General features: G+C 70.7%; 19 protein-coding genes. 9 read left to right on the plus strand and 10 right to left on the minus strand.

Annotated features, from left to right (window positions below; all coding sequences use genetic code 11):
- Nucleotides 1-16 precede the first annotated feature (16 nt).
- Genes K3769_RS20670 through K3769_RS20680 form a run of 3 tightly spaced genes read left to right on the plus strand, consistent with a single transcriptional unit; the run spans nucleotide 17 to nucleotide 3538 of the window.
- Nucleotides 17-937: a carbohydrate ABC transporter permease gene (locus K3769_RS20670; RefSeq protein WP_267027881.1), complete on the plus strand. Its 921-nt coding sequence runs from the start codon at nucleotides 17-19 to the stop codon at nucleotides 935-937.
- Nucleotides 938-947: 10 nt separating this feature from the next.
- Nucleotides 948-2297 (plus strand): ABC transporter substrate-binding protein, encoded by a 1350-nt coding sequence (locus K3769_RS20675; RefSeq protein WP_267027882.1) that lies wholly within the window; start codon nucleotides 948-950, stop codon nucleotides 2295-2297.
- Nucleotides 2298-2335: 38 nt separating this feature from the next.
- Nucleotides 2336-3538 (plus strand): Gfo/Idh/MocA family protein, encoded by a 1203-nt coding sequence (locus K3769_RS20680; RefSeq protein WP_267027883.1) that lies wholly within the window; start codon nucleotides 2336-2338, stop codon nucleotides 3536-3538.
- A 43-nt stretch (nucleotides 3539-3581) separates the two neighbouring features.
- Here K3769_RS20680 and K3769_RS20685 read toward each other — a convergent pair whose 3' ends face one another.
- Complete coding sequence (locus K3769_RS20685) at nucleotides 3582-4283, minus strand: response regulator transcription factor (RefSeq protein WP_267027884.1); 702 nt, start codon at nucleotides 4281-4283, stop codon at nucleotides 3582-3584.
- Nucleotides 4284-4524: 241 nt separating this feature from the next.
- Here K3769_RS20685 and K3769_RS20690 point away from each other — a divergent pair, with 241 nt between their 5' ends.
- Nucleotides 4525-5238 carry a hypothetical protein gene (locus K3769_RS20690; protein ID WP_267027885.1) on the plus strand — a complete coding sequence of 238 codons (714 nt, stop codon included), beginning with the start codon at nucleotides 4525-4527 and terminating at the stop codon, nucleotides 5236-5238.
- 11 nt (nucleotides 5239-5249) lie between these two features.
- On the opposite strand, the gene K3769_RS20695 is transcribed toward K3769_RS20690, so the two are convergent.
- The 4 genes from K3769_RS20695 to K3769_RS20710 form a co-directional block, all read right to left on the minus strand.
- Nucleotides 5250-6701, minus strand: a complete 1452-nt coding sequence (locus K3769_RS20695; RefSeq protein WP_267027886.1) for a S8 family serine peptidase — start codon at nucleotides 6699-6701, stop codon at nucleotides 5250-5252.
- Nucleotides 6702-6721: 20 nt separating this feature from the next.
- Entirely contained in the window at nucleotides 6722-8596 is a 1875-nt protein-coding gene (locus tag K3769_RS20700; RefSeq protein ID WP_267027887.1) for a RiPP maturation radical SAM C-methyltransferase, read from the minus strand.
- Between the two features lie 16 nt (nucleotides 8597-8612).
- Nucleotides 8613-8903, minus strand: a complete 291-nt coding sequence (locus tag K3769_RS20705) for a hypothetical protein (protein ID WP_267027888.1) — start codon at nucleotides 8901-8903, stop codon at nucleotides 8613-8615.
- 69 nt (nucleotides 8904-8972) lie between these two features.
- Nucleotides 8973-11963 carry an AfsR/SARP family transcriptional regulator gene (locus K3769_RS20710; RefSeq protein ID WP_267027889.1) on the minus strand — a complete coding sequence of 997 codons (2991 nt, stop codon included), beginning with the start codon at nucleotides 11961-11963 and terminating at the stop codon, nucleotides 8973-8975.
- A gap of 319 nt (nucleotides 11964-12282) precedes the next feature.
- Between K3769_RS20710 and K3769_RS20715 the strand changes: the two genes are divergently transcribed.
- From K3769_RS20715 to K3769_RS20725, 3 genes are all read left to right on the plus strand, one after another.
- Complete coding sequence (locus tag K3769_RS20715) at nucleotides 12283-12552, plus strand: hypothetical protein (RefSeq protein WP_267027890.1); 270 nt, start codon at nucleotides 12283-12285, stop codon at nucleotides 12550-12552.
- The gene (locus K3769_RS20720) at nucleotides 12549-13460 is read left to right on the plus strand and encodes a sensor histidine kinase (RefSeq protein WP_267027891.1); all 912 of its coding nucleotides are present in this window, start codon (nucleotides 12549-12551) and stop codon (nucleotides 13458-13460) included. Before K3769_RS20715 ends, K3769_RS20720 begins: the two co-directional genes overlap by 4 nt.
- 150 nt (nucleotides 13461-13610) lie before the next feature.
- Nucleotides 13611-14030 (plus strand): hypothetical protein, encoded by a 420-nt coding sequence (locus K3769_RS20725; protein WP_267027892.1) that lies wholly within the window; start codon nucleotides 13611-13613, stop codon nucleotides 14028-14030.
- Nucleotides 14031-14150: 120 nt separating this feature from the next.
- On the opposite strand, the gene K3769_RS20730 is transcribed toward K3769_RS20725, so the two are convergent.
- Nucleotides 14151-14846 (minus strand): L,D-transpeptidase family protein, encoded by a 696-nt coding sequence (locus tag K3769_RS20730; RefSeq protein ID WP_267027893.1) that lies wholly within the window; start codon nucleotides 14844-14846, stop codon nucleotides 14151-14153.
- A gap of 222 nt (nucleotides 14847-15068) precedes the next feature.
- On the opposite strand from K3769_RS20730, the gene K3769_RS20735 reads away from it, so the two are divergent.
- On the plus strand, nucleotides 15069-16472 hold the full coding sequence (locus K3769_RS20735) for a pyridoxal phosphate-dependent decarboxylase family protein (RefSeq protein ID WP_267027894.1): 1404 nt from the start codon (nucleotides 15069-15071) through the stop codon (nucleotides 16470-16472).
- A 109-nt stretch (nucleotides 16473-16581) separates the two neighbouring features.
- Nucleotides 16582-17553: an SGNH/GDSL hydrolase family protein gene (locus K3769_RS20740; protein ID WP_267027895.1), complete on the plus strand. Its 972-nt coding sequence runs from the start codon at nucleotides 16582-16584 to the stop codon at nucleotides 17551-17553.
- A 56-nt stretch (nucleotides 17554-17609) separates the two neighbouring features.
- Here K3769_RS20740 and K3769_RS20745 read toward each other — a convergent pair whose 3' ends face one another.
- From K3769_RS20745 to ispD, 4 genes are all read right to left on the minus strand, one after another.
- The gene (locus tag K3769_RS20745; protein WP_267027896.1) at nucleotides 17610-18290 is read right to left on the minus strand and encodes a TetR/AcrR family transcriptional regulator; all 681 of its coding nucleotides are present in this window, start codon (nucleotides 18288-18290) and stop codon (nucleotides 17610-17612) included.
- Entirely contained in the window at nucleotides 18257-20275 is a 2019-nt protein-coding gene (locus K3769_RS20750) for a CocE/NonD family hydrolase (RefSeq protein ID WP_267027897.1), read from the minus strand. Before K3769_RS20750 ends, K3769_RS20745 begins: the two co-directional genes overlap by 34 nt.
- Before the next feature lie 252 nt (nucleotides 20276-20527).
- Nucleotides 20528-21094 (minus strand): 2-C-methyl-D-erythritol 2,4-cyclodiphosphate synthase, encoded by a 567-nt coding sequence (gene ispF, locus K3769_RS20755; RefSeq protein WP_267027898.1) that lies wholly within the window; start codon nucleotides 21092-21094, stop codon nucleotides 20528-20530.
- Nucleotides 21084-21836: a 2-C-methyl-D-erythritol 4-phosphate cytidylyltransferase gene (ispD, locus tag K3769_RS20760; RefSeq protein WP_267027899.1), complete on the minus strand. Its 753-nt coding sequence runs from the start codon at nucleotides 21834-21836 to the stop codon at nucleotides 21084-21086. Before ispD ends, ispF begins: the two co-directional genes overlap by 11 nt.
- Nucleotides 21837-21888 lie beyond the last annotated feature (52 nt).

Below are 21888 nucleotides of genomic sequence, written 5' to 3' on the forward strand. Positions count from 1 at the left end.
GAAGGGAGCGACCGACATGAGCGCCGTGACGGCGACGACGACGAAGGTACGGCCGGAGCGCCGAAGGCCCTCCCCCGGAAAGGTGCTGGCCTGGACGGTGACGGCCGCGATGGTCCTCATCACCCTGCTGCCGTTCTACTGGATCCTGCGCACCGCGCTGTCCTCGAACACGGCGCTCGCGGCCCACCCCGGTGACGTGCTGCCCGTGGACCCGACGACCGGGGGCTTCGAGCGGGCGCTGGGCCTGCAGTCCACCGAGGAGGCGATCGCGCAGGGTGGTTCGGGCGGCGGACTGAAGTTCTGGCGCTATCTGCTCAACTCGGTGATCGTGTCCACCCTGATCACCGTCTGCCAGATCCTCTTCTCCGCCATGGCCGCGTACGCCTTCGCCCGGCTGCGGTGGCGCGGGCGGGACACGGTGTTCGGGCTGTTCCTGGCCGGGCTGATGGTGCCCACCATCTTCACACTGCTGCCGAACTTCGTCCTCATCAAGCAACTCGGCCTGCTCGACAGCCTGTTGGGCATCTCACTGCCGACGATGTTCATGACCCCGTTCGCGGTGTTCTTCCTGCGCCAGTTCTTCATGAACGTGCCCCGGGAGGTCGAGGAGGCCGCGCTGCTCGACGGGGCAGGGAAGATCCGGATCTTCTTCCGCGTCATGCTGCCGATGGCGTCCTCTCCCGTCCTGACCCTGGGCGTGCTGACCTACATCACCTCCTGGAACGACTACTTCTGGCCGCTGATGGTCTCCTACAGCGACAGCTCACGCGTGCTCACCGTGGCCCTGGCCATCTTCCGGGCGCAGACACCGCAGACCGGTTACGACTGGTCCGGCCTGATGGCGGCGACGCTCATCGCCGCTCTCCCGATGCTCGTGCTCTTCGGCTTCTTCGCGCGCCGCATCGTCAGCACCATCAGCTTCACCGGCATCAAGTAAGGGGACGGGCATGCGAATTCGTACGCGTACGGCCGTGGCGCTGACCGGGGCGCTGGCGCTGTCCCTGGTGACGGGCTGCGCGCAGGGCGGGGCCGCCGGAGCGGGCGCGGACACGGTGACGTACTGGCTCTGGGACTCCAACCAGCTGCCCGCCTACCAGGCCTGCGCCAAGGACTTCCAGAAGGAGCACCCGGGTCTGAAGGTGAAGATCACGCAAATGGGCTGGGCGGACTACTGGACCAAGCTCACCGCGAGCTTCATCGCGGGTACCGAGCCCGATGTGTTCACCGACCACATCCAGAAGTTCGGGCAGTTCGCCGATCTGAACGTGCTCGAACCACTGGACGACCTGGGCATCGACGAATCCGCCTATCAGCCGGGCCTCGCCGCCAACTGGACCGGCCAGGACGGCCACCGCTACGGCGCCCCGAAGGACTGGGACACCGTCGCCCTCTTCTACAACAGGAAGATGACCGAGGAGGCCGGGCTGACCGCCGGGGAGATCGACGGCCTCTCCTGGAACCCCGAGGACGGCGGCTCCTTCGAGAAGGCCCTCGCGCACCTGACCGTCGACAGGAACGGCAAGCGCGGCGACGAGAAGGGCTTCGACAGGAACAACGTCAAGGTGTACGGGCTCGCCACCGGCGGCGCCGGCGACAGCGACGGGCAGACCACCTGGAGCCCGTTCGCCGCCTCGGCGGGCTGGAAGTACACGGACAAAGCACGCTGGGGCAGCGCCTACCGGTACGACGACAAGACCTTCCAGTCGGTGATCGACTGGTACTTCGGCCTCGCGAAGAAGGGCTACCTCGCCCCGTTCACCGACTACACCGACGGCGCCAACCCGGCCAACGCCCAGGTCGCCTCCGGCCGGGCGGCGACCGCCCTCGACGGGGCGTGGATGATCTCCACGTACTACGGCACCAAGGGCCTCGACGTCGGCACCGCCGTCACCCCGGCCGGTCCGACCGGCAAACGGGCCACCATGATGAACGGCCTGGCCGACTCCATCACCAAGAACGCCCGCAACAAGGCGGGCGCGAAGAAGTGGGTGCGGTACCTGGCCTCCGACGAGTGCCAGAAGACCGTCGGCGGCTACGGGATCGTCTTCCCCGCGACGCCGGACGGCACCGCGGCGGCCGTGGCCGCGTACAAGAAGAAGGACATCGACGTGTCCGCCTTCACCGGGCCGGTCGAGGGCAAGAAGGACTTCACCACCTTCTCCTTCCCGGTCACCGACTACGCGGCGGACGTGTACGCCCTGATGCGCCCCGCGATGCAGGACGTCTACGCCAACAACGCCCCGGTGAAGGGCCTGACGAAGACCAACGACCAGATCAACTTCATCCTCGGCCAGTGACCCGGACAGAGGCCCGGACAGTGAAAGGCTCACACTTCATGACGTTCTCCCTCGGCATCGTCGGCGCCGGCCAGTTCTCCGGCCAGTTCGCGAAGCTGTTCCTTGCCCACCCGGGGGTCGGCGACGTGTACGTCACCGACCTGCTGCCGGAGCGCGCCGAGCAAGTGGCCGCCGCCGAAGGGCTGGCGGGCACCTTCCCCTCGTACCAGGCGATGCTGGAGTCGGAGGCGGTCGACGCCGTCGCGGTCTTCACCCAGCGCTGGACCCACGGCCCGCTGGTGATCCAGGGCCTGAACGCCGGCAAGCACGTCTACTCCGCGGTGCCGATGGCGATCACCTACGAGGAGATCGCCTCGATCATCGACACGGTACGGGCCACCGGGCTCACGTACATGATGGGTGAGACCAGCCAGTACAACCCGGCGACCGTCCATGCCCGCAACCAGATCGCGGACGGCGCCTTCGGCCGGCTCTTCTACGCCGAGGGCGACTACGTGCACGACATGGACCTCGGGTTCTACGAGGCGTACCAGTACAGCGGCGGCGAGAACTGGAAGGCGACCGCCAGCTATCCGCCGCTGCTCTACCCCACGCACTCGGTGGGCGGGGTCCTCGGGGCATGGCGGACGCACGCCGTGAGTGTGTCCGCGATCGGCGTCAGGGACGACCGCGGGGACGGGGTCTTCGACGAGGAGATCAGCCAGTTCGGCAACGACCTCTCGAACGCCACCGCGCTGTTCGAGGTCGCGGGCGGCGGCTCGTTCCGTACCAACGAGTTCCGGCGGGTGGGCTACCCCTCGCACATCCGGGAGTCGCGTTTCCGGTTCTTCGGGACGGACGCCAGCATGGAGCAGCTCGCCACGGTGGCCTTCTGGCAGGACAAGAAGGGAGTCAAGGACATCAGCGAACTCCTGGAACCCAAGCCCACCATGTCCCCCGACGACCCCTCGTTGCGGCACATCGCGCCGGAACTGCGGGCGGCCTTCACCTCCGGGTCCGCCCCGGTCCACGACCGGGCGCGGCTGCCGAGGGAGTTCGACCACCTGCACAACGGCCACGAGGGCAGCCACCACTTCCTCGTGGACGACTTCGTGACCGCCGTCAACACCCGGACCCTGCCGTCGGTGAACGCGTGGGTGGCCGCGCGCTACACCCTGCCGGGGATCGTGGCGCACGAGTCGGCGCGGCAGGGCGGGGCACGGCTGGAGATCCCGGACTTCGGGGACGCGCCGGAGGCGTGAGCGGTCGCCGCCCGACGCGGCGGGGGCCGGTCCCACCGGGGACTCACCCGGACGGTGACCGGCCCATTCCGGCGTCACGGGCGCGGGCGACGGCCGCGGCGCGGTCGGAGACCTGGAGCTTGAACAGGATGGCGGAGACGTGGTTGCGGACCGTCTTCTCCGACAGGACCAGCCGCCCGGCGATCTGGTGGTTGCCGTGCCCGAGAGCGACCAGGTCCAGCACCTCCCGTTCCCGCTCGGTCAGTTCGGGGAAGACCTGGGCGGCGTACGCGCGGTGGGTGCCGGTGAAGAAGGCGATGATGCGGTGGGCCACCGCCCTGCCGTAGACCGCGTCCCCGGCGGCGACGGTGAGAACGGCCCGGACGATGTCCGCGCTGTCGGCGTCCTTGAGGAGGTATCCCCTGGCTCCGGCGCGCAGCGCCCCGAACAGGGCCTCGTCGTCCTCGTGCATGGTCAGTACCAGTACACCGAGGGCGGGGTGGCGGGCCAGCAGGGCACGCGTGGCCGCGGTGCCGTCGAGGCCCGGCATGGCCAGGTCGGTCACCACGACGTCGGGCGCGGTGCGCTCGACGGCCGCCAGCAGACCGTCGCCGTCGCCGGCCTCGGCCACGACGTCCGCACTCCCGTCGGCGGCGAGCACGGCGGCGAGGCCGTAGCGGTACATGGGGTGGTCGTCGGCGATGACGACGCGGACGGTGCCGCCGCCCGTACCGCCGACGGGGCCGACATCAGCTCCGGTACTCATCGCCCCTCCCTGATCCTGGCTCGTGCCCCGGCGTCCCGAGGGCGTGTCCCGTTCGCGGCGGACTGTCCTCCCGGCACCGACGGGACCTGTGCATCAGGACGGCGACGCGGTGGACGGCCACGCTGTCGAGCACTCGTGCCGAGTCCGGCACCGGAATCGAGGGAGCGCCTTGCCGAACTTCCCACCTCTCTTCGCCGCTACTCCCCGGACGACAGCCGCCCTGCAGTCCCTTCCTCCCCTGGTGGCCGCCGCCCTCACCTTGGTGCTGCACACGAAGGACGCCGAGCAGATCGCCCAGCTCGCCGCCTGCGCGGCCGGGCTGATCCTGGCCGGTCTGCCCGTGCTGCAGCGCTCCACCAACGACGACTGCCGCCGGGCCGCCGGGCCGCCCGCCGACCGCCCCCGGATCATCGGTCCGCGCCCGCGGATAGAGCCGAGCCGCAAAACGGTCGTCCTGACCGTGGCCCTCGGTACCGCCGCGCTCTGCCTCCTCGACCTGGTGGCCACCTGGGTGGGCCTGGGCAGTCTGGGTTACTGGAGCGGCAAGCATCCCAGTGACCAGGCGGAGGTCTACCGTTCGGTCGCCCTGCGCGGCCTTCCGGTCCTGGTCCCCGGGGTGTTCGCCGTCGCCGTCGCCATGGCGCACCGTCTCCATGACCGCGCGGGGAGGGCCCTGTGTCTCACGAGCGCCCTGTACACCGGGGCGCTGCTGCTCACCAACGCGGTGATGGTGAGCCACAGGAACAGCGAGCCGCTGCCGGAGAACGTCTATCTGCCCGTCCTGCTCGGCGCGCTGGCCGTACTCGTCTGCGACGCCGGCCGCCGGTACGCCGGGCGCACCCAGGAACTCTTCGACCATGTGCAGGCGCTCAAACTGCACTTGCGCCGTGTCGCGCAGGCTCCGCGGGCCGGGGCCGGGGCCGGGGCCGGGGCTGTGGCGGCGGGGAGGGACTGAGGCGTTCCGGGTCATGCGAGCGCCAGCAGGCCCCTCAACAGGGCCAATGCGCCGTCGACATTCACGAGTCCCGCTCCTGTCGCACCGTCACTGGCGGACAGACCACCGGTGTCCTCATTGCTCCACCCCTCGTAGACCGGGCGGGCAGTCTCCATAAGCAGCTTCTTGACCCTGTGCGGTGTCAGAGAGGGGTCGTTCTCCAGCAAGAGCGCGCAGGCTCCTGCCACCTGCGGCGCCGCGGCCGACGTGCCGCTCAGAAGCGCCCATCCATCCCCGGGCGTCGTGCCGTCCGCGGCCCTCCTCGACTGATCCTGGTCGATCGTGGAGCCGCGGGGCGTGGGCAGCAGGATGTACGTCGCGTCCGGGCGCTGCCCTACCAGGCCGCATACGTCCGGAACCTTGCGATCGTAGAAGGCGCTGGTGAACGCACTCGCATAGTTCGATGCCACTAGTTGGCTGTCCTCGGTCCGGTAGACCCCACCGACGGCAATGGCCTCGGGATGCTGGGCCGGGAACGCGAAATGACCGTTGCCGGCGGCACACACCACGACGATGTTCTTCTTGACCGCGAGCGATACCGCCGCCGCCAGAACCGGGTCAAGGGCCGCCAGCTCCGTCTTGCGGTCGTACTGGAGACTCATGCTGATGATCTGCGGCGGCGGATCCTGCCGAGCCGCCTCGATGAACGCTCCCAGCAGGTTGGTCGTGAGTGCCTTGACCATGGTGAAGTCGATGCCGGGTGCCACCGCGAAGGCGTTGGCCGACTCACTGGTGCCGTGTCCGTCCTCGTCGACCTCCACGTCGGTGGTGCCCGGTCCCAGACGGACGGTCCCGCACAATCCCCGTTCGAAGAAGTGGGGATGATCTTCCCACCCTGTGTCCACCATCGTCAGCCGGACGCCGGCGCCCTTGCAACCGCGGTCGTGCGCCGCGCTTGCGCCCAGATAATCGGCGACCTGGCCAGTGGTGAGATGGAAGTACCCGGGAGTCGGCATCCGGCTGGCGCCGCGCAGCGTAGTGGCCGGTTGTTCCAGGGCCACGCCTTCCAGAAAGTTTGCTGCAGGCAGCCTGCCGGTCGAGATGAAACCGGGCAGGTCGGGCCTGGCCGTGTCGATGTACGTGCGGGTCCTGCGTAGGTTGACCGCGCCCGGCTGGATAACCTCCCGCTCCTCCGTGACGAGGATCGTGTCGAAGTATTCCTCGTAGACGTACGGCGGAGCTGCGATGTTGATGCTCACCGTGCTGCTGTCGTCGGGTGTGCCGTCTCGGGTGTCGAGGATGGTGAAGCCGTGCTCGGCGAGTTCCCGCCGGGCAAGCCGAACAACGTCGGCATCCGAGACGAACTGGTCCGCGTTGTCCGACGTGATCGTGCCGGCAGCGAAGAGGGACACACCGCCTCGCGATTTGGGCGATGCGTGTGCGTATATCTTGCTGGGCAATCGGTGTTCGATGCTGTAGGCCATAAGCGTGTACCCCCGATGAGTCAGGGCCGGGTAACCGGGACGGCCAGAGCCACGTTCCTGGGGCCGTCCCTGAAGACGAGCCCGGCCTGCGCGAATTCGTCAAGTGCTTGCTGCACCCGTTCCACAGGTCCGCGCAGTCCGAGACGCTCATGCACAGCGGTCGCCGTCACAGGGCGGTCACAGCAGGCGAGATACAGATCTGCCGTCGGGCCTTCAAGGACGTAGGTGCCCTCGTCCTCCTTCCTTCTGCCGTCGTGGATCTGGACGTAGTGCGGCGCCTGCCGGTACTCCAGAACAGGCGGCTCGACGTCGCCCTGCCACGCACCCCGCCAGTCGGCGACCGCCTCACGCAGGGGCCGGTAGTCGGCGTCGGGAAGAGCTCCCTCGATCTCGCAGCGGAAGAAGTACGCCACGAGATCGAGATCGATGTCCGCTGGATACACCCGTGCGTAGCCGGGTGCGGGGTGCAGGTCGCGCAGGATCTTGTCCTGGTCGGAGAACAGCGGGCTGAACCGCTCCATGATGAGACGGCCCATGTCCCCCGGCGGCGTCAGATGCCAGAGGTCCCGTATCGCGGCGGCCTGCTCGGAAGAGTCCTTCGGGCTTTCGCCCGGAAATCCCCACAGGAGGTTCCACCGCACATCCATACCGTAATGGCGCGCCCAGCGCAGGAGGTTCACATTCTGTGCCGCCGTCACACCCTTGCGCATGAGACTCAGCACGTGCGAATTCAATGACTCGATTCCGGGTTGGATCTGTGAAACGCCGGCGTCGGCGAGCAGTTTGATCTGGGCCCGGGACAGATTGGCCTTCACCTCGTAGAAGATCTCATAGTGTGCGCCACTTTCGACCAGAGCGGGAAACAACGTCCGGAAGTAATGGGTGTCGAGGATGTTGTCGACCGCCTCGAATCGAAAACTCCCGTATCTGCGGGCCTGGTGGGCGAATTCCTCGAGAACCCGCCCGGCCGATTTGGAGCGGAAGTGCATGGCCTCCCCGTTGAGGCCGCAGAAGGTGCAGTGATGTCTCATCCCCCACCAGCAGCCGCGGGCGGTCTCCAGAGGAATATCGACCGCCCGGGACACTGAGCGCGGCTGTAACCGAAGATTCTCGGCTCGTTGGAAGTACTCGTCGTAGTCCGGCATCGGAAGGTCGTCGAGACTCCGAACAGGCTGCGCCGGAGGTCCCGTCACCACGTTCCCCGCCTTTCTGCGTGCCAGCCCGGGGACCGCGTCGAGGTGGCTGCCGTCGGCCAGCGCAGACAGCAGCATGGGAAAGGCAACGTCCGCTTCTCCGATGACCGCCGCGTCGATGCTCTCGACCGTGCGTACCCACTCCGGGCCCATGGGAGCGTCGAAATTGGCGCCCCCGAAGAGGGTGAACAGGTCCGGGTACCGTCGCTTGAGCCGTCGGGCCAGTGCCATGGATGCCGCGTTCTGCTGGAAGGTCGAAGTGAAACCGGCTACACGGAACCGGTCCCACGGGTACGCCTCGACAAGGGCGTCGAGGTAGGCAGGCACGTCGTCGCGCCTGATGCGAAGGAGTCGGTCGCACACTTGAGGGACAGGGCTACCGAGGGCGGGCGCAAGGCCCTCGGCGTACAGGTCGAGGAACTCACTGTGCGGGTCGGGCGCGGCGGACCCGAACGCCTCAAGGGAGAACAGCCAGTCCCCGACCAGGCGACCGCAGTCGTCGGCCAGAGCGCGGTACATGTCCACGCCGAGACCGGCGGCGAAGTCCAGGTTCGCGTGGAGAGTGGTTGCGGGGAACCCATGTGCTGTCGCAAGGGCGCTCAGCAACCCGGCTTGGAGAGAGGGTCGGCGGTCGTCCATGAAGGGCATGCACACCAGAACGACCGGCCACTCCGCGCGCCGCGGAGCGCTCGCATCAGACATCACGAAGTTCCCTACCTCATGGCCATCCGCGTCCCCGTGGCCCGTTCGGCCCGTTCGCAGATCCGTCGTCCTGCGCCACGTAAAGCAGGTTGACCTTGACCGCTTCCTGAGACCTGCGGGAGTCGGAACCCTTCCTGAAGCGGGTTCCCAAGTACTGTGCCTCCCTCCTGCCGGTGAGCTGATCACCGGCAGCTTCGAACACTAATTGCAATAACCTTCTGTCGTCCTCGGAGAAGCTGTTCCTCATCTTCACCAAAGTGTTCGCAAGACGTTCGATGTCCGCCCAGTCCACAAATTTCTCTTTCACGGCGCCCCCTTCTGAACTTTCGTGGGCAGCACTGAATGCCGGGGAGTCTGGCGCCAGGCCATCCGTACGTCAAGGGCCCTTTTCTTCCGGCACCCCGCCCTCCACTTCACCAGCGAGCCGGGCCCGTACATGGGCCGCCTGCCGGTGGCCCAGTTCCTCCAGCAGCGTCGCCGCCCGCCCCCATGCCGCCCCCGCCGCACCGCGGTCGCCCATGGCCAGGAGCACGTCGCCGAGGGACGAGAGGGTGTCGGCCTCGTTGTACAGGTCGCCGATCTCCCGGTAGATGGTGAGCGCCCGTTCATAACTCCCGGCGGCCTGCTCGTACTGCCGGAGGTCGAGGTGGATGTGACCGAGGCTGTCCAGGGTGTCGGCCTGGTCGAACCGGTCCCCCGCCTCCTCCATCAGCCGGAGCGCCAGCCCGCAGTGGCCGAGCGCCTCCTCGTGCCGGCCGAGCCGGGAGCAGAACCAGCCCACGGCGTTCAGCGCCCGCGCGCGGCCGGTGCGATGGCCGGCCGCCTCGAAGGACCCCAGCGCCTTACGGGCGTGGTCGAGCCCTTCTTCGTACTGCCCTTTCTCGTCCTTGAGCCAGGAAAGCGTCCGGTGCACGTGCGCCTGACCGAGGACGTCCCCGAGCGCCTCGTACAGGCCGAGTGCCTGCCGCATGTGGGTGGCGACCTCCTCATACCGGCTGAGCCGCATGTACGCATAGGCCAGGCAGCCATGGCTGACGGCCTTGCCGCGAGCGCTCCCCTCGCGGCGTGCGGCCTCAAGGGCGCGTTCGTGTGCGGCGGCGGAGTCGTGCCAGTGTCCGCCCCGGTCGAAGTAGGGCTGCAGCGCCCACGCCAACTGCCAGACATGGGTGTCGAACCGGCCGCGCCCGGCTTCCTGTTGCATCGCCAGCAGCACGGCGTGTTCCCGCAGGAACCACGACAGTGCCTCGTCGTGATCCTTGAAGTGCTCACCGGTGACCGGTGGTGCGGGCGGGCTCAGAGTGATGGGGTCGTCCCGGTGCGGACTCACGTACAGGCTGGCCCGGTAGGCACTGTGCAGATAGTGGTCGAGCATGCGGTGCAGCGCGGCCGGCCGGTCGGCGGGCAGGTCCCGCGTGAGGGCGAGTTCGGCGGCGTAGGCACGTAGCAGGTCGTGCAGTTCGTAGCGGTCCCCCGAGGGAGAGGCCAGCAGGTGACTGCCCGTCAGTTCGGTCAGCAGTGTCCGGGCGCGGTCGAGGGGCAGCCCCGCCAGGCTCGACGCGGCGGCTGTGCTGATGTCGGGGCCGGGGTGCAGCCCGAGCAGCCGGAACAGCCGGGCGGCCGGTTCGGACAGCCGCTGGTAGGACCAGGAGAAGACCTTCCGGACGTTGGTGGCGGAGTCGCCGCCGTCGAGCAGGTCCAGCGCGCTGCCCGCGGCGTGCAGTTCCTTCGCCAGGGCTTCGAGCGGCTGCTGCCGACGTGTGGCGGCGTGGGCTCCCACGATGGCCAGTGCGAGCGGAAGACGCGCGCAGGAGTCGATGATGTTGCGCACGGCGTCGGGGTCGGCGGCGAGACGGTCCGTGCCGATCCGGCGGCCCAGTACGCCCTCGGACTCCGCGTGGGACATCAGACCGAGACCGAGCGGCTGCGCCCCGTGCGTGATCATCAGCCCGGTGAGCAGATTGCGGCTGGTGACGACACTGAAGCAGTCCGGTGAGCCGGGCAGCAGCGGGCGTACCTGGTCGGCGTCCTGCGCGTTGTCCAGGACGACCAGCATGCGCCGGTCGGCCAGCAGACTCCGGTAGAGGGCGCTCTGTCCGTCCAGCTCGACGGGGATGCGCTGGGCCGGCACACCGAGCGCGTCCAGGAATCCGCGGATCGCCTCGGCCGGGTGCATGGCGCTGCCGCTCGGGTCGAAGCCGCGCAGGTTGACGTAGAGCTGGCCGTCGGGGAACCGGTCGCGGACCCGGTGGGACCAGTGCACGGCCAGGGTGGTCTTGCCGACCCCCGCCGTGCCGTCGATCGCCGTGATGACGACGGTCCCGCCGTCACCACCCGGCCCCGCGCCCGCACCGGCACTGGCACTGGCACTGGCACTGGCAGTCGCGGCAGTCGCACTCGCACTCGCACTCGCACTCGACAGGAACGAGTCGAGCCTCGCGATCGCCTCCTCCCGGCCGACGAAACCGGTCACGGGATGCGGGAGTTGAGCGGGTACGACGGTCGTGGGCAGACCGGTGCCCGCTGTGGGACGGGGCGTCTGCGGGGCCGGTACGACGGTCGGGCCCCGGCCGCCCCCGGCCGTGTCGAGCCCCGGATCGTCGGCCAGGATCCTCACGTGCAGGCGGCGCAACCGCTGTCCCGGCTCGATGCCGAGTTCGTCGCGCAGCAGGCGGCGGGCGCGGTGGAAGGCGGCCAGCGCCTCCGCCTGCCGCCCGGCACGGTGCAGGGCCAGCATCAGCAGTCCGTGGAAGCCCTCCCGCAGCGGGTGTTCGACGGTGAGCCGGTGTATCTCGCCCACGAGGTCGAAGTCGTCGCCGAGGGACAGGTCGACCTCCATGCGTTCCTCCAGGACGCTCAGGCGCCGCTCCGCCAGCCGGTCGCGCTCGGCGTCGACCAGCGGTCCGGTCATGCCCTCGCAGAGCCGTCCCTGCCACAGGTCGAGAGCCGCGTGCAGAGCCTCGGCGGTCCCGACCCGGTCACCCCGGGCGCGGGCCGAGTGCGCCCGTCCGATGAGGTCGTCGAAGGTGCGCACGTCCAGCCGCGCCGGTCCGGGAGTCAGCAGATAACCGGCCTCGGTCCACGCGAGCAGCCCCGACGGCGCCCGGGGCGGACGCTCGGGTTCCAGTACGCGACGCAGGCCGGAGACGTGCCGTTGCAGCAGGTTGGCCGCGCGCGCCGGCACGGCCCATCCCCACACGGCGTCGACGAGCTGGTCCCGGCCGATCGGGGCGTCGGCATGCAGGAGCAGCACCGCGAGCACCACACGCTGCTGCATCTGTCCCAGGTCCAGCTCGGTCGAGCCCCGCCACGCCCGCAGCGGTCCGAGCAGTTGGAAACGCAGGCCGGTGAACGGCTCAGGCCCAGTCATCGCGGGCTCCCACCTCAAGCGGCACCTGCCGTCCACGCTAGCGCCAAACCGGCGCGAAAGCCGCTGCCCGGACTGCAGCGGCTCCTGCAGCGGGGGCTGCAACCCCGGCCCGCAGCCTGGTGTCCGGGGCCGGGCGGGAGGTGACGAACCCCTCCCCCTCGGCCCCCACGACACGGACACCGAGACCGAGACCGAGCCGGGGACCGAGACAGAGATCGGCACGGAGATCGACGCGGCGCTGACATCGGCGCCGCCGTCGGCACGGACATCGCGTCGGCTTCCACAGCGGCTTCAGACATCCACGAACGCGGGGGCACCCATGACCGACCTACTGACCGCGGCCCGGGCCGAGGCGCTGTTCAGCAGCGACCTGGTCACCGGATCCGAGCCGACCCGGAGCGAACTCACCGACGCGATCCGGCGTTCGATCCGGCGCAACGGCGGCAGCCGCGGCTGCGCGGGCGCACTCGCGTGCGCCTACGGCGAGCGCCCGGAGACCGCCGTGCCCCGGATGCGCTGGGCGCTGCGCCAGGTGCTGGCCGCGCACCCGCGGACGGCCGGGCACCCGGTGCGGGGGACCGACGCGTGAAGAGCAGGACGCGCGCCGTCATGGCCGTGCCGGTCTGCCTGGCCCCGCAGTTCGCCGCCCTCGGCTTCTTCTCGGCCCGGGCCGACGCCGTTCTCGCCCTTTACGGCCTCGGGTCGCTGTGTGCGGCGCTCACCGCCGCGGTTCCCGCCCTGCTGCGCCGCGGCCCGTCCGACGCGCACGTCCAACAGGCCGTCGCCGTGGAGCGGACCCGGATCCGGCACGACCTCCATGACGGGCTCGGCCCGCTCCTGTCGGGCATAGCACTGTGCGCCGGGGCCCTGTCGGACCGGCTGGACGGGCGCGGACCGGACGCAGAAGACAGTCCGGACACCGAAGACGGTCCGGACGTCGAGCCCGGTGTGGGCGTAGGGCCCGGTGTAGGCGTAGGGCCCGGTGTGGGCGTCGGGCCCGGTCTGGACATCGAGCGCGCTCTGGTGCACCGGATCCGCGCCGAGGTGTCCAACGCCGTCGTCGAGGTACGCCGTCTGGTCGACGCGCTGCCTCCCGCCGCGGTCGCCTCGCTCGGACTCGTCGAGGCGTTGCGCGACCACGCCCGCTTCGTCCCGCCGCCGACGGCCGTCGAGATCGTGGCGTCCGCGCTGCCCGCGCTGCCCTCGGCCGTGGAGAGCGCGGTGTACCGGATCGTCACGGAGGCGATGACCAACGTCGTGCGGCACGCCGGTGCCCGGCACGCGCGGGTCACCCTGGCCGGCGGGCGCCGCGCACTGCTGGTCACGATCGCCGACGACGGACGCGGTATCGCCCGCGCGCCGGCCGGAGTGGGGCTGACGTCCATACGGCACCGCGCCGAGGCCGCGGGCGGGACCCTCTCGGTCCGCACGGTCCGGACCGTGCGGGGCAGCGGCACCGAAGTGCGCGTACGCCTCCCGCTGCCGGACGCGGCCTGAGGACGTGCCCGGGCCCCGCCCCGGCTCGTCCCACGGCTGCCGGGACGTCGTCCCGCCCCGGACAGGACGCCTGCCTCTGCTCCGAACGGGCCGGGCGCCGCACCGTTGGAGATGTCCACAACCGGGCAGTTCCCGACAAGGAGTCATCGCATGGCCTCTGGAACCTTCCAGTCCCTTCCCGTCCCGACCACGGCACTCGACGGCCGCATCAGCGCCATCGTCCTGGACCCCGGCGGCAACCCCGCCGACGTCGTCAACAAGGGCACGCCGATCACCGTACGGATCGAGTGGAACCTCACCGGTTTCCTCGTACCGCTGCTGGCGGGCACCTGGAACCTGCATGTCAGCGTGGACGAGATCGGCGGCCCGCACGACTTCAACGAGCCGTCGGCGCCCGTGCCCGTTCCGCTGAACGGCACTCCCGACTACCGGCGGGAGATCGTCCTGTCGTCGCTGCAGCCCGGGCGGACCTACTCGCTCATCGCCTCCCTGGCCTACCGCAACCCCGCCGGGTCGCCCGCACCGCTGGGCGGCTACGTGAACGTCGGCACCGTGAACGTCCTGCTCTGACGTTCTGACGTGCCGGTGCTCCGACGTACCGGCGCTCCGACCATTTCCGCACGGGGGGAGTCCGCGTCCCGTCCCGCCTTCACCGGTGGGGCGGGACGCGGGCGTTCACGCAGTCACCGCTCAGGTGCCCGGCTTGCGGCCGTACACGTAGACGTCGTCGTTCTTCTTCAGCAGCGACCAGTACTTCTTGGCGTCCGTCTTGGTCATGTTGACGCAGCCGTGCGAGCCGGGCGGGTTCCACATGCTCACGCCCACGGAGTGGAAGGCCTGGCCGCCGTCGAAGAACTGGCTGTAGGGCATCGGCACGTCGTAGATGGTCGAGACGTGGTCGATGTTGCGCCAGTAGATCTTCTTGAGGCCGGTGCGGGTCTCATACCCGTTGCGGCCCGTGCGCACCGGCACCGGTCCGTACACAAGGGTCTTGCCGTCCTGGATCCAGCTGAGCTGGAGCGTCAGGTTCACGCAGGCGATACGGCCCTTGTTGACCGGGCATTTGCCGTCTTTGTTCGGGTTACTCCCGACGGCCTTCTGCTTGGTCATCAGGCCCATCACGCCCCAGGTGATGGAGCCGGCGTAGCCGATGTTCGGGGTGATGCCGTGCTTGGTCTGGAAAGCCTTGATCGCCTTGCAGTCGGCGGTGGACTGCTTGCCGTCGACAGGCCGGCCGAGGAACTTCTCCACCTTCTTCTGGTACGGCCCGCTCGACGTGGTGCAGCTCGCCGCCTGCGCGGGCGCCGCCCCCAGTGCGACGGTCAGCGGCACCACCATCCCGGTGATCCCCAGTGCGACGGCTGCCCGTCTGCGCGTGTCCCCCATGGCCAGGCCTTTCCGCTTCGGTTCTTCTTGGATCCGGTCGATCTCTGCCAGCTAGACACACCCTGGGGGAGATCGGTTGTGGTAATGGGGCGACTGGAACGAAACGGTGACCTGATCTTGAACCGGGTCATTCGGCACACGGGCGGGCCGCCGCGCCGAGGTGGGGCCAGTTCCCCGCGATTGGCTCCTGCTTACGGCCCGGTCGCCCCCTACGCTGCCGCCATGCACCCCACGCTCGCCGACGATCTCTCCCGGCTCCCCGAACTCCTCCGGTCCGCCCGTGACTTCGCCGCCCGCGAGGTGTCGGGGGTCGGGGCCCGGCCCGTGGTCCAGCAGGACGGGAAGGCCCCGGACGCACGGTCCCTGCCGGCCGAGGGCGTCGGCGCCGAGGGCGCGCTCACGCGGTTCGCCGAGCGGTGGGCGCCCGGTTTCGCCGCCACCGCGGGTCCCCGCTATCTCGGCTTCGTCACCGGCGGCGCGACTCCGGCCGCGGTCACCGGGGACTGGCTGACCAGCGCCTACGACCAGAACGCCGCCGGGGGTGACGGTTCCTCGGCGGCGGCCCTGGAACGGGAGACCCTGGGCTGGCTGCGGGAGCTGTTCGGCCTCGGCGAGGCGCACAGCGGCGCCTTCGTGACGGGCGCCACCATGTCGAACACGGTCGGACTGGCCCTGGCGCGCGAATGGCTGGGCGAGCGTGCGGGGATCCGCGTGTCCGAGGCGGGCGCCGCCGCGCTCGGCCCCGTCGACGTGCTCTCCGGCAGCCCGCACTCCAGCATCCCCAAGGCCCTCTCCGTCCTGGGCATCGGCCGCGACCGGCTGCGTCCGGTGCCGGTGCTGCCCGGCGGCCGGGAAGCGGTCGACGTACCGCGGCTGGCGGAGGCGCTAGAAGCGCTGGACGGGCGCCCGGCCGTGGTGGTGGCCAACGCGGGCACGGTGAACACGGTCGACTTCGACGATCTGCGGGCGATCACGGCACTCAAGGAGCGGTACGGCTTCTGGCTGCACGTGGACGCCGCCTTCGGCGGGTTCGCCGCGCTGTCCCCCGCGTACGCGCACCTGACCGACGGCATCGACGCCGCCGACTCGGTCTGCGTCGACCTGCACAAGTGGCTCAACGTCCCGTACGACGCGGCCGTGCAGTTCACCCGCCACCGGGACCTGCAGGTGCGGGTCTTCCACAACGCGTCGCCGTACCTCGGACTGCCCACCGGCGAACCCGACTTCGTCCACCTCACGCCGGAGAACTCTCGCCGGCTGCGCGCGCTTCCGGCCTGGTTCTCGCTCACCGCGTACGGCCGCGAGGGGCATCGGGAGATCGTCGAGCGGAACGTGGCCCAGGCCCGGCGGCTCGGTGAGGGGATCGCGGGCGTACCGGGTCTGCGCCTGCTCGCGCCGGTCCGGCTGAACGTCGTCTGCTTCACCCTCGCCGGGTCCGCGACCGGGGAGCGGGTGCACGCGCTGGGCCGGGCGGTCGCCGAGTCCGGCGAGGCGTTCCTGACACCGACCGTCCTGGACGGGACGCATGCGCTGCGGGCCGCGTTCAGCAACTGGCGGACGTCCGAGGCCGACACGGACCGGGTGCTCGCGGCCCTGACGCGGGCGATGGGCGAATTGGGGTCCTGAAACCGCCGGGTCCCGGCAGGTGCCCGATGTCACGGCAGGCCCTTCCGCCCTGCCGCCCCTTGTGCTTGTCTGGGTGCCGTTTTTCGGTGGCGGGGGCGGGAGTTGCCGTATGGGCAGGCCGTGGAGCGTCGGAGTGCTGACGGGATGGGTACTGGCGGGAGCGCTGCTGCTCACCGCGTGCGGGGATCCCTCGTCGGGGCCCGAGACCGCGTCCACGCCCTCGTCCCCGAGAACCGCCTCGACCACGCATCAGCGCCCGGCCGCCACCCCCGGAGCGGGCGCCGGAGCGAGCGCCGGAGCCGGCGCCGAGGAGGCCGCCGCCGAGCGCCCCACCGTCCTGTACCTCGGTGACTCCCTCGCCATGGAGAACCAGAAGGTCCTCGGCGGACTCCTGCGGGAGGAGGAGAGGGCGCGCTACACCAGCGTCCCCTACTCCGGCACCACCCTGTGCGACTACCTGGAGGGCTCCGGCGAGAAGTCCCTCGTTCCGCCGAAGGACAAGGCGGCAGCCCTGGTGCGCCGGCTGCGGCCGGACTTCGTGGTGCTCCAGTTCTGGGGCAACGCCTGGGGCTACACACCCTGCATGGACGGCATCACGTACGACAAGGAGCGGGACAGGTACTTCGCGCGCTACAGCGCCGACGCGGGGCGGCTGACGGACCAGATCGCGCATGCGGCGAGCGGCGCGAGGATCGTCTGGGTGCTGCAGGGACCCGATCCGGTCACCCCCGACCGGGTCCGGCGTGTCAACGCGCTGTACGAGCGGCAGGCGCGGGCCTCGGGCGATCTGCTCGCGGACGCCGGGAAGGCGGTGAGCGGGGCCTCGGCGCGCTACACCTGGACCCAGTACCTGCCGTGCACCGCGTACGAGCGTGCGCACGGCCCGTACTGCACACAGCCGGGCAGTGGCCGCACCGCCCTGCACCGCGACGACGACTACCTGCACTTCTGTCTGGCCCCGACCACCTCGACACCCAGGCCCTGCCCGGTCCGCTCCCCCGGCATCCTGCGCATCAGCCGGGTGATCAGCGAGGCGATCGGCGCGGCCGTGGCATCGGCTTCCGCTTCGGCGGCGGACTGAGCCAAGGCTCCGGACCTGGGCCAGGACCCGGGCACTCGGGCACTCGGGCACCGGACTCAGCGTCCGCCGTCGCCCAGTTCCGTCTCCACCAGCCGGTACATGTGCCGGCGCGCGTCCTCCGTGCTCAGCGGGGGCGCCTGGCGCAGCCGCTGGAGGGCCAGGCCGTCGGAGAGCGCGGCGAAGCGGACGGTGAACCCGGCCGGGTCGACGCAGACGAACTCTCCGTCGGCGACGCCCCGTTCGACCAGTGCGCGGATCTGGCCGTGCCAGTCCTCGTACCGCTTGGCCTGCCCGCCGGCGAAGGCCTGTTCGGGGTCCTGGTCGCGGTCGCCGGCACTCCAGTAGTCGAACCACATCCGCCAGTGCCGGTCGGTGTCCTCGGTGAACAGCGCGTCGATCAGCAGCCGCAGTGCCTCCGCGCCGCCGGACGCCTCCTGGGCGGCGTCGTTCAGTGCCGCGTAGTAGCGCTCGATGTTGAGCACCATGGCCTCGGAGAGGATCTCCTGGACGGAGCCGAAATGGTAGGTGACCGTCCCCACCGACACCCCGGCCGCGGCGGCGACGTCCCGGACGCCCACGGACGCGTAACCGCGCTCGGCGATGAGCGGGACGGCCGCCTCCACGATGAGCCGGCGGCGGACCTCGGTGGGCTGGCGCGTGCGGTCGGCCGCGGCGACCGCACGGCGGGGCGTCTTCGCGGGCTTCACGCGGACGTCCTCGGGGTGGTGCGGTGCCATGCGCGCTTGACCACTGTCTCTCCGTCCGCCCGTGCTTCCATCCGGCTGTCCATGATGAACTCCGTTGCCGTGGCCAGCAGTTCCGTACGCGTGATGATCTCGGCGTCCCAGTCGTCGCCGCGCCGCAGCCGGATCGCCCACTCGGAGACGGCCCGCGCGGACAGGGGGTCGTCGGAGCGGATCCGGTACGTCTCACGGGCGCTCTCGTCGTAGCGCAGCCCGTCCGGATAGACCCGCGAGCCGCCGTAGTTGGGGTCGACCTCCAGCGTCCACTCCCCCTTGGCCACGTCATGTGTGACCAGCCGCTCCGGTCCGGGGTCGACGGCCCGTTCGTGCTCCACGGCCAGCGGTAGGGCCTGTTCGGGTTCCTCGAAACGGATGGGTGCGCGGTTCTCGTCGGCCGCGGGGTCCCGCACGGGGAGGAGTACGGCGCTGTCGGCGGGCAGCACGGTCAGCGCGCCGCGTTCGCCGTGCGGCCACACCCAGGGCCAGTACGCGTCGCAGACGGCGACCCTGACACGGTGTCCCGGCGGGAAGGCGTACCCGACGCCGTTCAGCTCGAACTCCACCGTCTCGTACGTCCCCGGGGTCCACTCCACGGCCTGGTCGCGCCCGTGCCTGCTGAGCAGGTTGAGGACGCCGCGGGTGACGAGGGTGGACGAGCCGTCGGGGGCGACGTCGCAGACGCGGGCGATGACGTGGGCGCGGGGTGTCGCGCTGTCGAGGCGGAGCCGGACGCGGGGGCGGCCGAGGATCTCCAACCGCTCACGCAGCGGCTCGGAGTCGAAGCAGACCGAACGGCCGTCCTCCTCCCGCTGGTCGGGCGGCAGATCGCTCGCGTTGCCGAACGGGAAGAACCGGCCGGCGTCGAGACCGGTGTGCTGCGGCGACCGTACGAGGACGGGGCTGGCGCCGGTAGCCCCCTCACGGAGGGACCGCTCGTCCCAACTGACGGCTGTCGACGGCCAGTTGTCCTCCCCCACCCAACGGCCCGGCAGCACGTCGTACGAAGGGGCGGGCGGGACCGGGTCGTTGAGCCAGGCGCGCAGCAGCGGCTCGCGCATGATGCCCGTGTCCTCGTCCTTCAGGTGCTGGTCCCACCAGCGCAGGGTCTCCTGGAGGAAGCCGATCGCGGGGCCGGGCGGCAGGCCGCGGTCCGGGTACTGATGGGACCAGGGGCCGACGAGTCCGCGGACGCGGTCGCCGGGCAGGTGTTCCACGAGCCGCAGCACGGTGTCCCGGTACGGGTCGTTCCAGCCGCCGACGGCGAGGACAGCCGCGTCGATCGCCGTGTAGTCCTCGCAGACGCTGCCGTGCCGCCAGTAGTCGTCGCGCCGCTGGTGGGCCAGCCAGGTGTGCAGGAAGGGTTCGAGGGCTTCGAGGCGCTCGCGCCACATCGGCAGCCAGCGGTCCTTGCCCACGCTGGTGGGGTCCGGGGGGCGGGCGGCGAACGCGAGCATCGTGCCCGCCCAGGCGAGCATGTCGACGCCCAGGACGGCGCCGCCGATGTAGTGCACGTCGTTGTCGTAGCGGTCGTCCGTCGAGCAGACGGTGACGATCGCCTTGAGGGGCTCGGGGGCGAGGGCGGCGATCTGGAGGGCGTTGAAGCCGCCCCAGGAGATGCCGAACATGCCGACCTTGCCGGTGCACCAGGGCTGCTCGGCCAGCCAGTTGACCACGTCCACGCCGTCCGCGAGTTCCTGGGCGTCGTACTCGTCGCCGGGGGTGCCCTCGCTGTCGCCGTGGCCGCGGATGTCCACGCGGACGGAGGCGTAGCCGTGGCCGGCGTACCAGGGGTGGCGTTGGGCGTCGCGGGGGGACGTCCAGTCGGTCTTGCGGTAGGGGAGGTATTCGAGGAGGGCGGGGACGGGGGTGGCGTCTGCGGGGCGCCAGATGCGGGCGTGCAGGTGGGTGTGCGGGTCCCTGGTCGGGATCCAGACGTCCTCGACGGTGACCTGCCGGTCGAAGTGTTCGCGGTAGCGCAACGTGGCTCCTTGCTCAAGTGGATCAGGGTGGACACGAGAGGTTCCCGCCCCCGCCGCCCCTACCCGTTCCCGTCCCGCATGGGGGCTGCGCCCCCTCGCCCCCCTTGTCCTCAAACGCCGGACGGGCTGGAGATATCCGCCCGTCCGGCGACACTTCAGCCCGTCCGGCGTTTGAGGACCGGGGGTTCGGGGGCGGAGCCCCTGAGTACGTGACGGGAACGGGTAGGGGCGGCGGGGGCGAGGTGAGGCCCGTCAACCCACCCGCGCCACCAACGCCGTGGCCACCGCCAGAAGCCCCTCGTCGCGCCCGGCGAACCCGAGCCCGTCCGTCGTCGCCCCGGACACGGACACCACCGCCCCCACCGCCGCGGAGAGCACCCCCTCCGCCTCCGCCCGCCGCTTGCCGATCTTCGGCCGGGACCCGACCACCTGCACCGCCACATTGCCGATCGTGAACCCCGCCGCACGGACGATCCGCGCCGCCTCCGCGAGCAACGTCACTCCGGACGCGCCGGACCACTCGGGCCGCCCCGTACCGAAGTGCTGGCCCAGGTCCCCCAGCCCCGCCGCGGAGAACAGCGCGTTGCAGGCGGCGTGCGCGACGACGTCCGCGTCGGAGTGGCCCGCGAGACCGGGCCCCTCGCCCTCCCACAGCAGGCCGGCGCACCACAGCTCACGGCCTTCCTCGAAGGCGTGGATGTCGGTACCGATCCCGACCTGCGGCAGCAGAGGCACGGCGGGCACCGACTGCACGGCCTGCACCGGCTGGGCAGACTGCGCGGACTGCGCGGGCCGCACCGGAGATGTCTCAGAAGCCATCGTTCAGCCTCCGCCGCGTCAGGACCGCCTCCGCGAGGACCAGGTCCAGCGGACGCGTCACCTTGAACGCCTCCTCGTGGCCGGGCACGACCACGACCCGCAGTCCGAGCTGCTCGACCATGCTCGCGTCGTCGGTCACGTTGTCCGTGACCGTCTCGTGGGCCCTTACGAGGGTGGCGCGGTCGAAGCCCTGCGGTGTCTGGACGGCGCGCAACCGCGCCCGGTCCGGGGTGGCGACCACGGGCTCGGGCTCCCCGGCCGCCCCCGCGGGCTCGACCTGCTTGACGGTGTCCGTGAGCGGCAGCGCGGGTACGACGGCCGGCGCCCCGTCGCGTACCGCCTCGATGACGCCGTCGACCGTGTCGACGGGTACGAGCGGGCGGGCCGCGTCGTGCACGAGCACGATGTCGATGCCGGACGGCAGCGCTTCGAGCCCGAGCCGCACGGAGTCCTGGCGGCTGTCGCCCCCGGGCACGACGTGGAACTCGGTCCGCTCGGGAAGTGCGTGCGAGTCGAGCAGCGTCTTGACCTCCGCGGCCCCGTCGGGCGGCGCCACGACGACGACCAGGGAGACGGCACGCGACGCGGCCATGGCCCGGACCGCGTGGATCAGCATGGGGGTGCCGTTCAGCGTGCGAAGCGCTTTGGGCGCGCCAGGGCCGAGGCGTACGCCCCGGCCTGCGGCCGGAATCACGGCCGCGGTACGGGCCCCGGGAGGCGTGGGGCGCGAATCGTCAGACATCGGTTCCTGTCAGGTTTGTATGCTCGGCCGACGTGGGTATGGCCTGGGCGTA

Source organism: Streptomyces ortus (genome assembly GCF_026341275.1).
GTDB classification, from domain to species: Bacteria; Actinomycetota; Actinomycetes; order Streptomycetales; family Streptomycetaceae; genus Streptomyces; species Streptomyces ortus.

What these genes read in the sequence shown, in the direction of transcription:
- K3769_RS20670 (WP_267027881.1), top strand. Translation starts at nt 17, where the DNA reads ATGAGCGCCGTGACGGCGACGACGACGAAGGTACGGCCGGAGCGCCGA.
- K3769_RS20675 (WP_267027882.1), top strand. Translation starts at nt 948, where the DNA reads ATGCGAATTCGTACGCGTACGGCCGTGGCGCTGACCGGGGCGCTGGCG.
- K3769_RS20680 (WP_267027883.1), top strand. Translation starts at nt 2,336, where the DNA reads ATGACGTTCTCCCTCGGCATCGTCGGCGCCGGCCAGTTCTCCGGCCAG.
- K3769_RS20685 (WP_267027884.1), bottom strand. Translation starts at nt 4,283, where the DNA reads ATGAGTACCGGAGCTGATGTCGGCCCCGTCGGCGGTACGGGCGGCGGC.
- K3769_RS20695 (WP_267027886.1), bottom strand. Translation starts at nt 6,701, where the DNA reads ATGGCCTACAGCATCGAACACCGATTGCCCAGCAAGATATACGCACAC.
- K3769_RS20700 (WP_267027887.1), bottom strand. Translation starts at nt 8,596, where the DNA reads ATGTCTGATGCGAGCGCTCCGCGGCGCGCGGAGTGGCCGGTCGTTCTG.
- K3769_RS20710 (WP_267027889.1), bottom strand. Translation starts at nt 11,963, where the DNA reads ATGACTGGGCCTGAGCCGTTCACCGGCCTGCGTTTCCAACTGCTCGGA.
- K3769_RS20715 (WP_267027890.1), top strand. Translation starts at nt 12,283, where the DNA reads ATGACCGACCTACTGACCGCGGCCCGGGCCGAGGCGCTGTTCAGCAGC.
- K3769_RS20725 (WP_267027892.1), top strand. Translation starts at nt 13,611, where the DNA reads ATGGCCTCTGGAACCTTCCAGTCCCTTCCCGTCCCGACCACGGCACTC.
- K3769_RS20730 (WP_267027893.1), bottom strand. Translation starts at nt 14,846, where the DNA reads ATGGGGGACACGCGCAGACGGGCAGCCGTCGCACTGGGGATCACCGGG.
- K3769_RS20735 (WP_267027894.1), top strand. Translation starts at nt 15,069, where the DNA reads ATGCACCCCACGCTCGCCGACGATCTCTCCCGGCTCCCCGAACTCCTC.
- K3769_RS20740 (WP_267027895.1), top strand. Translation starts at nt 16,582, where the DNA reads ATGGGCAGGCCGTGGAGCGTCGGAGTGCTGACGGGATGGGTACTGGCG.
- K3769_RS20745 (WP_267027896.1), bottom strand. Translation starts at nt 18,290, where the DNA reads ATGGCACCGCACCACCCCGAGGACGTCCGCGTGAAGCCCGCGAAGACG.
- ispF (WP_267027898.1), bottom strand. Translation starts at nt 21,094, where the DNA reads ATGGCTTCTGAGACATCTCCGGTGCGGCCCGCGCAGTCCGCGCAGTCT.
- ispD (WP_267027899.1), bottom strand. Translation starts at nt 21,836, where the DNA reads ATGTCTGACGATTCGCGCCCCACGCCTCCCGGGGCCCGTACCGCGGCC.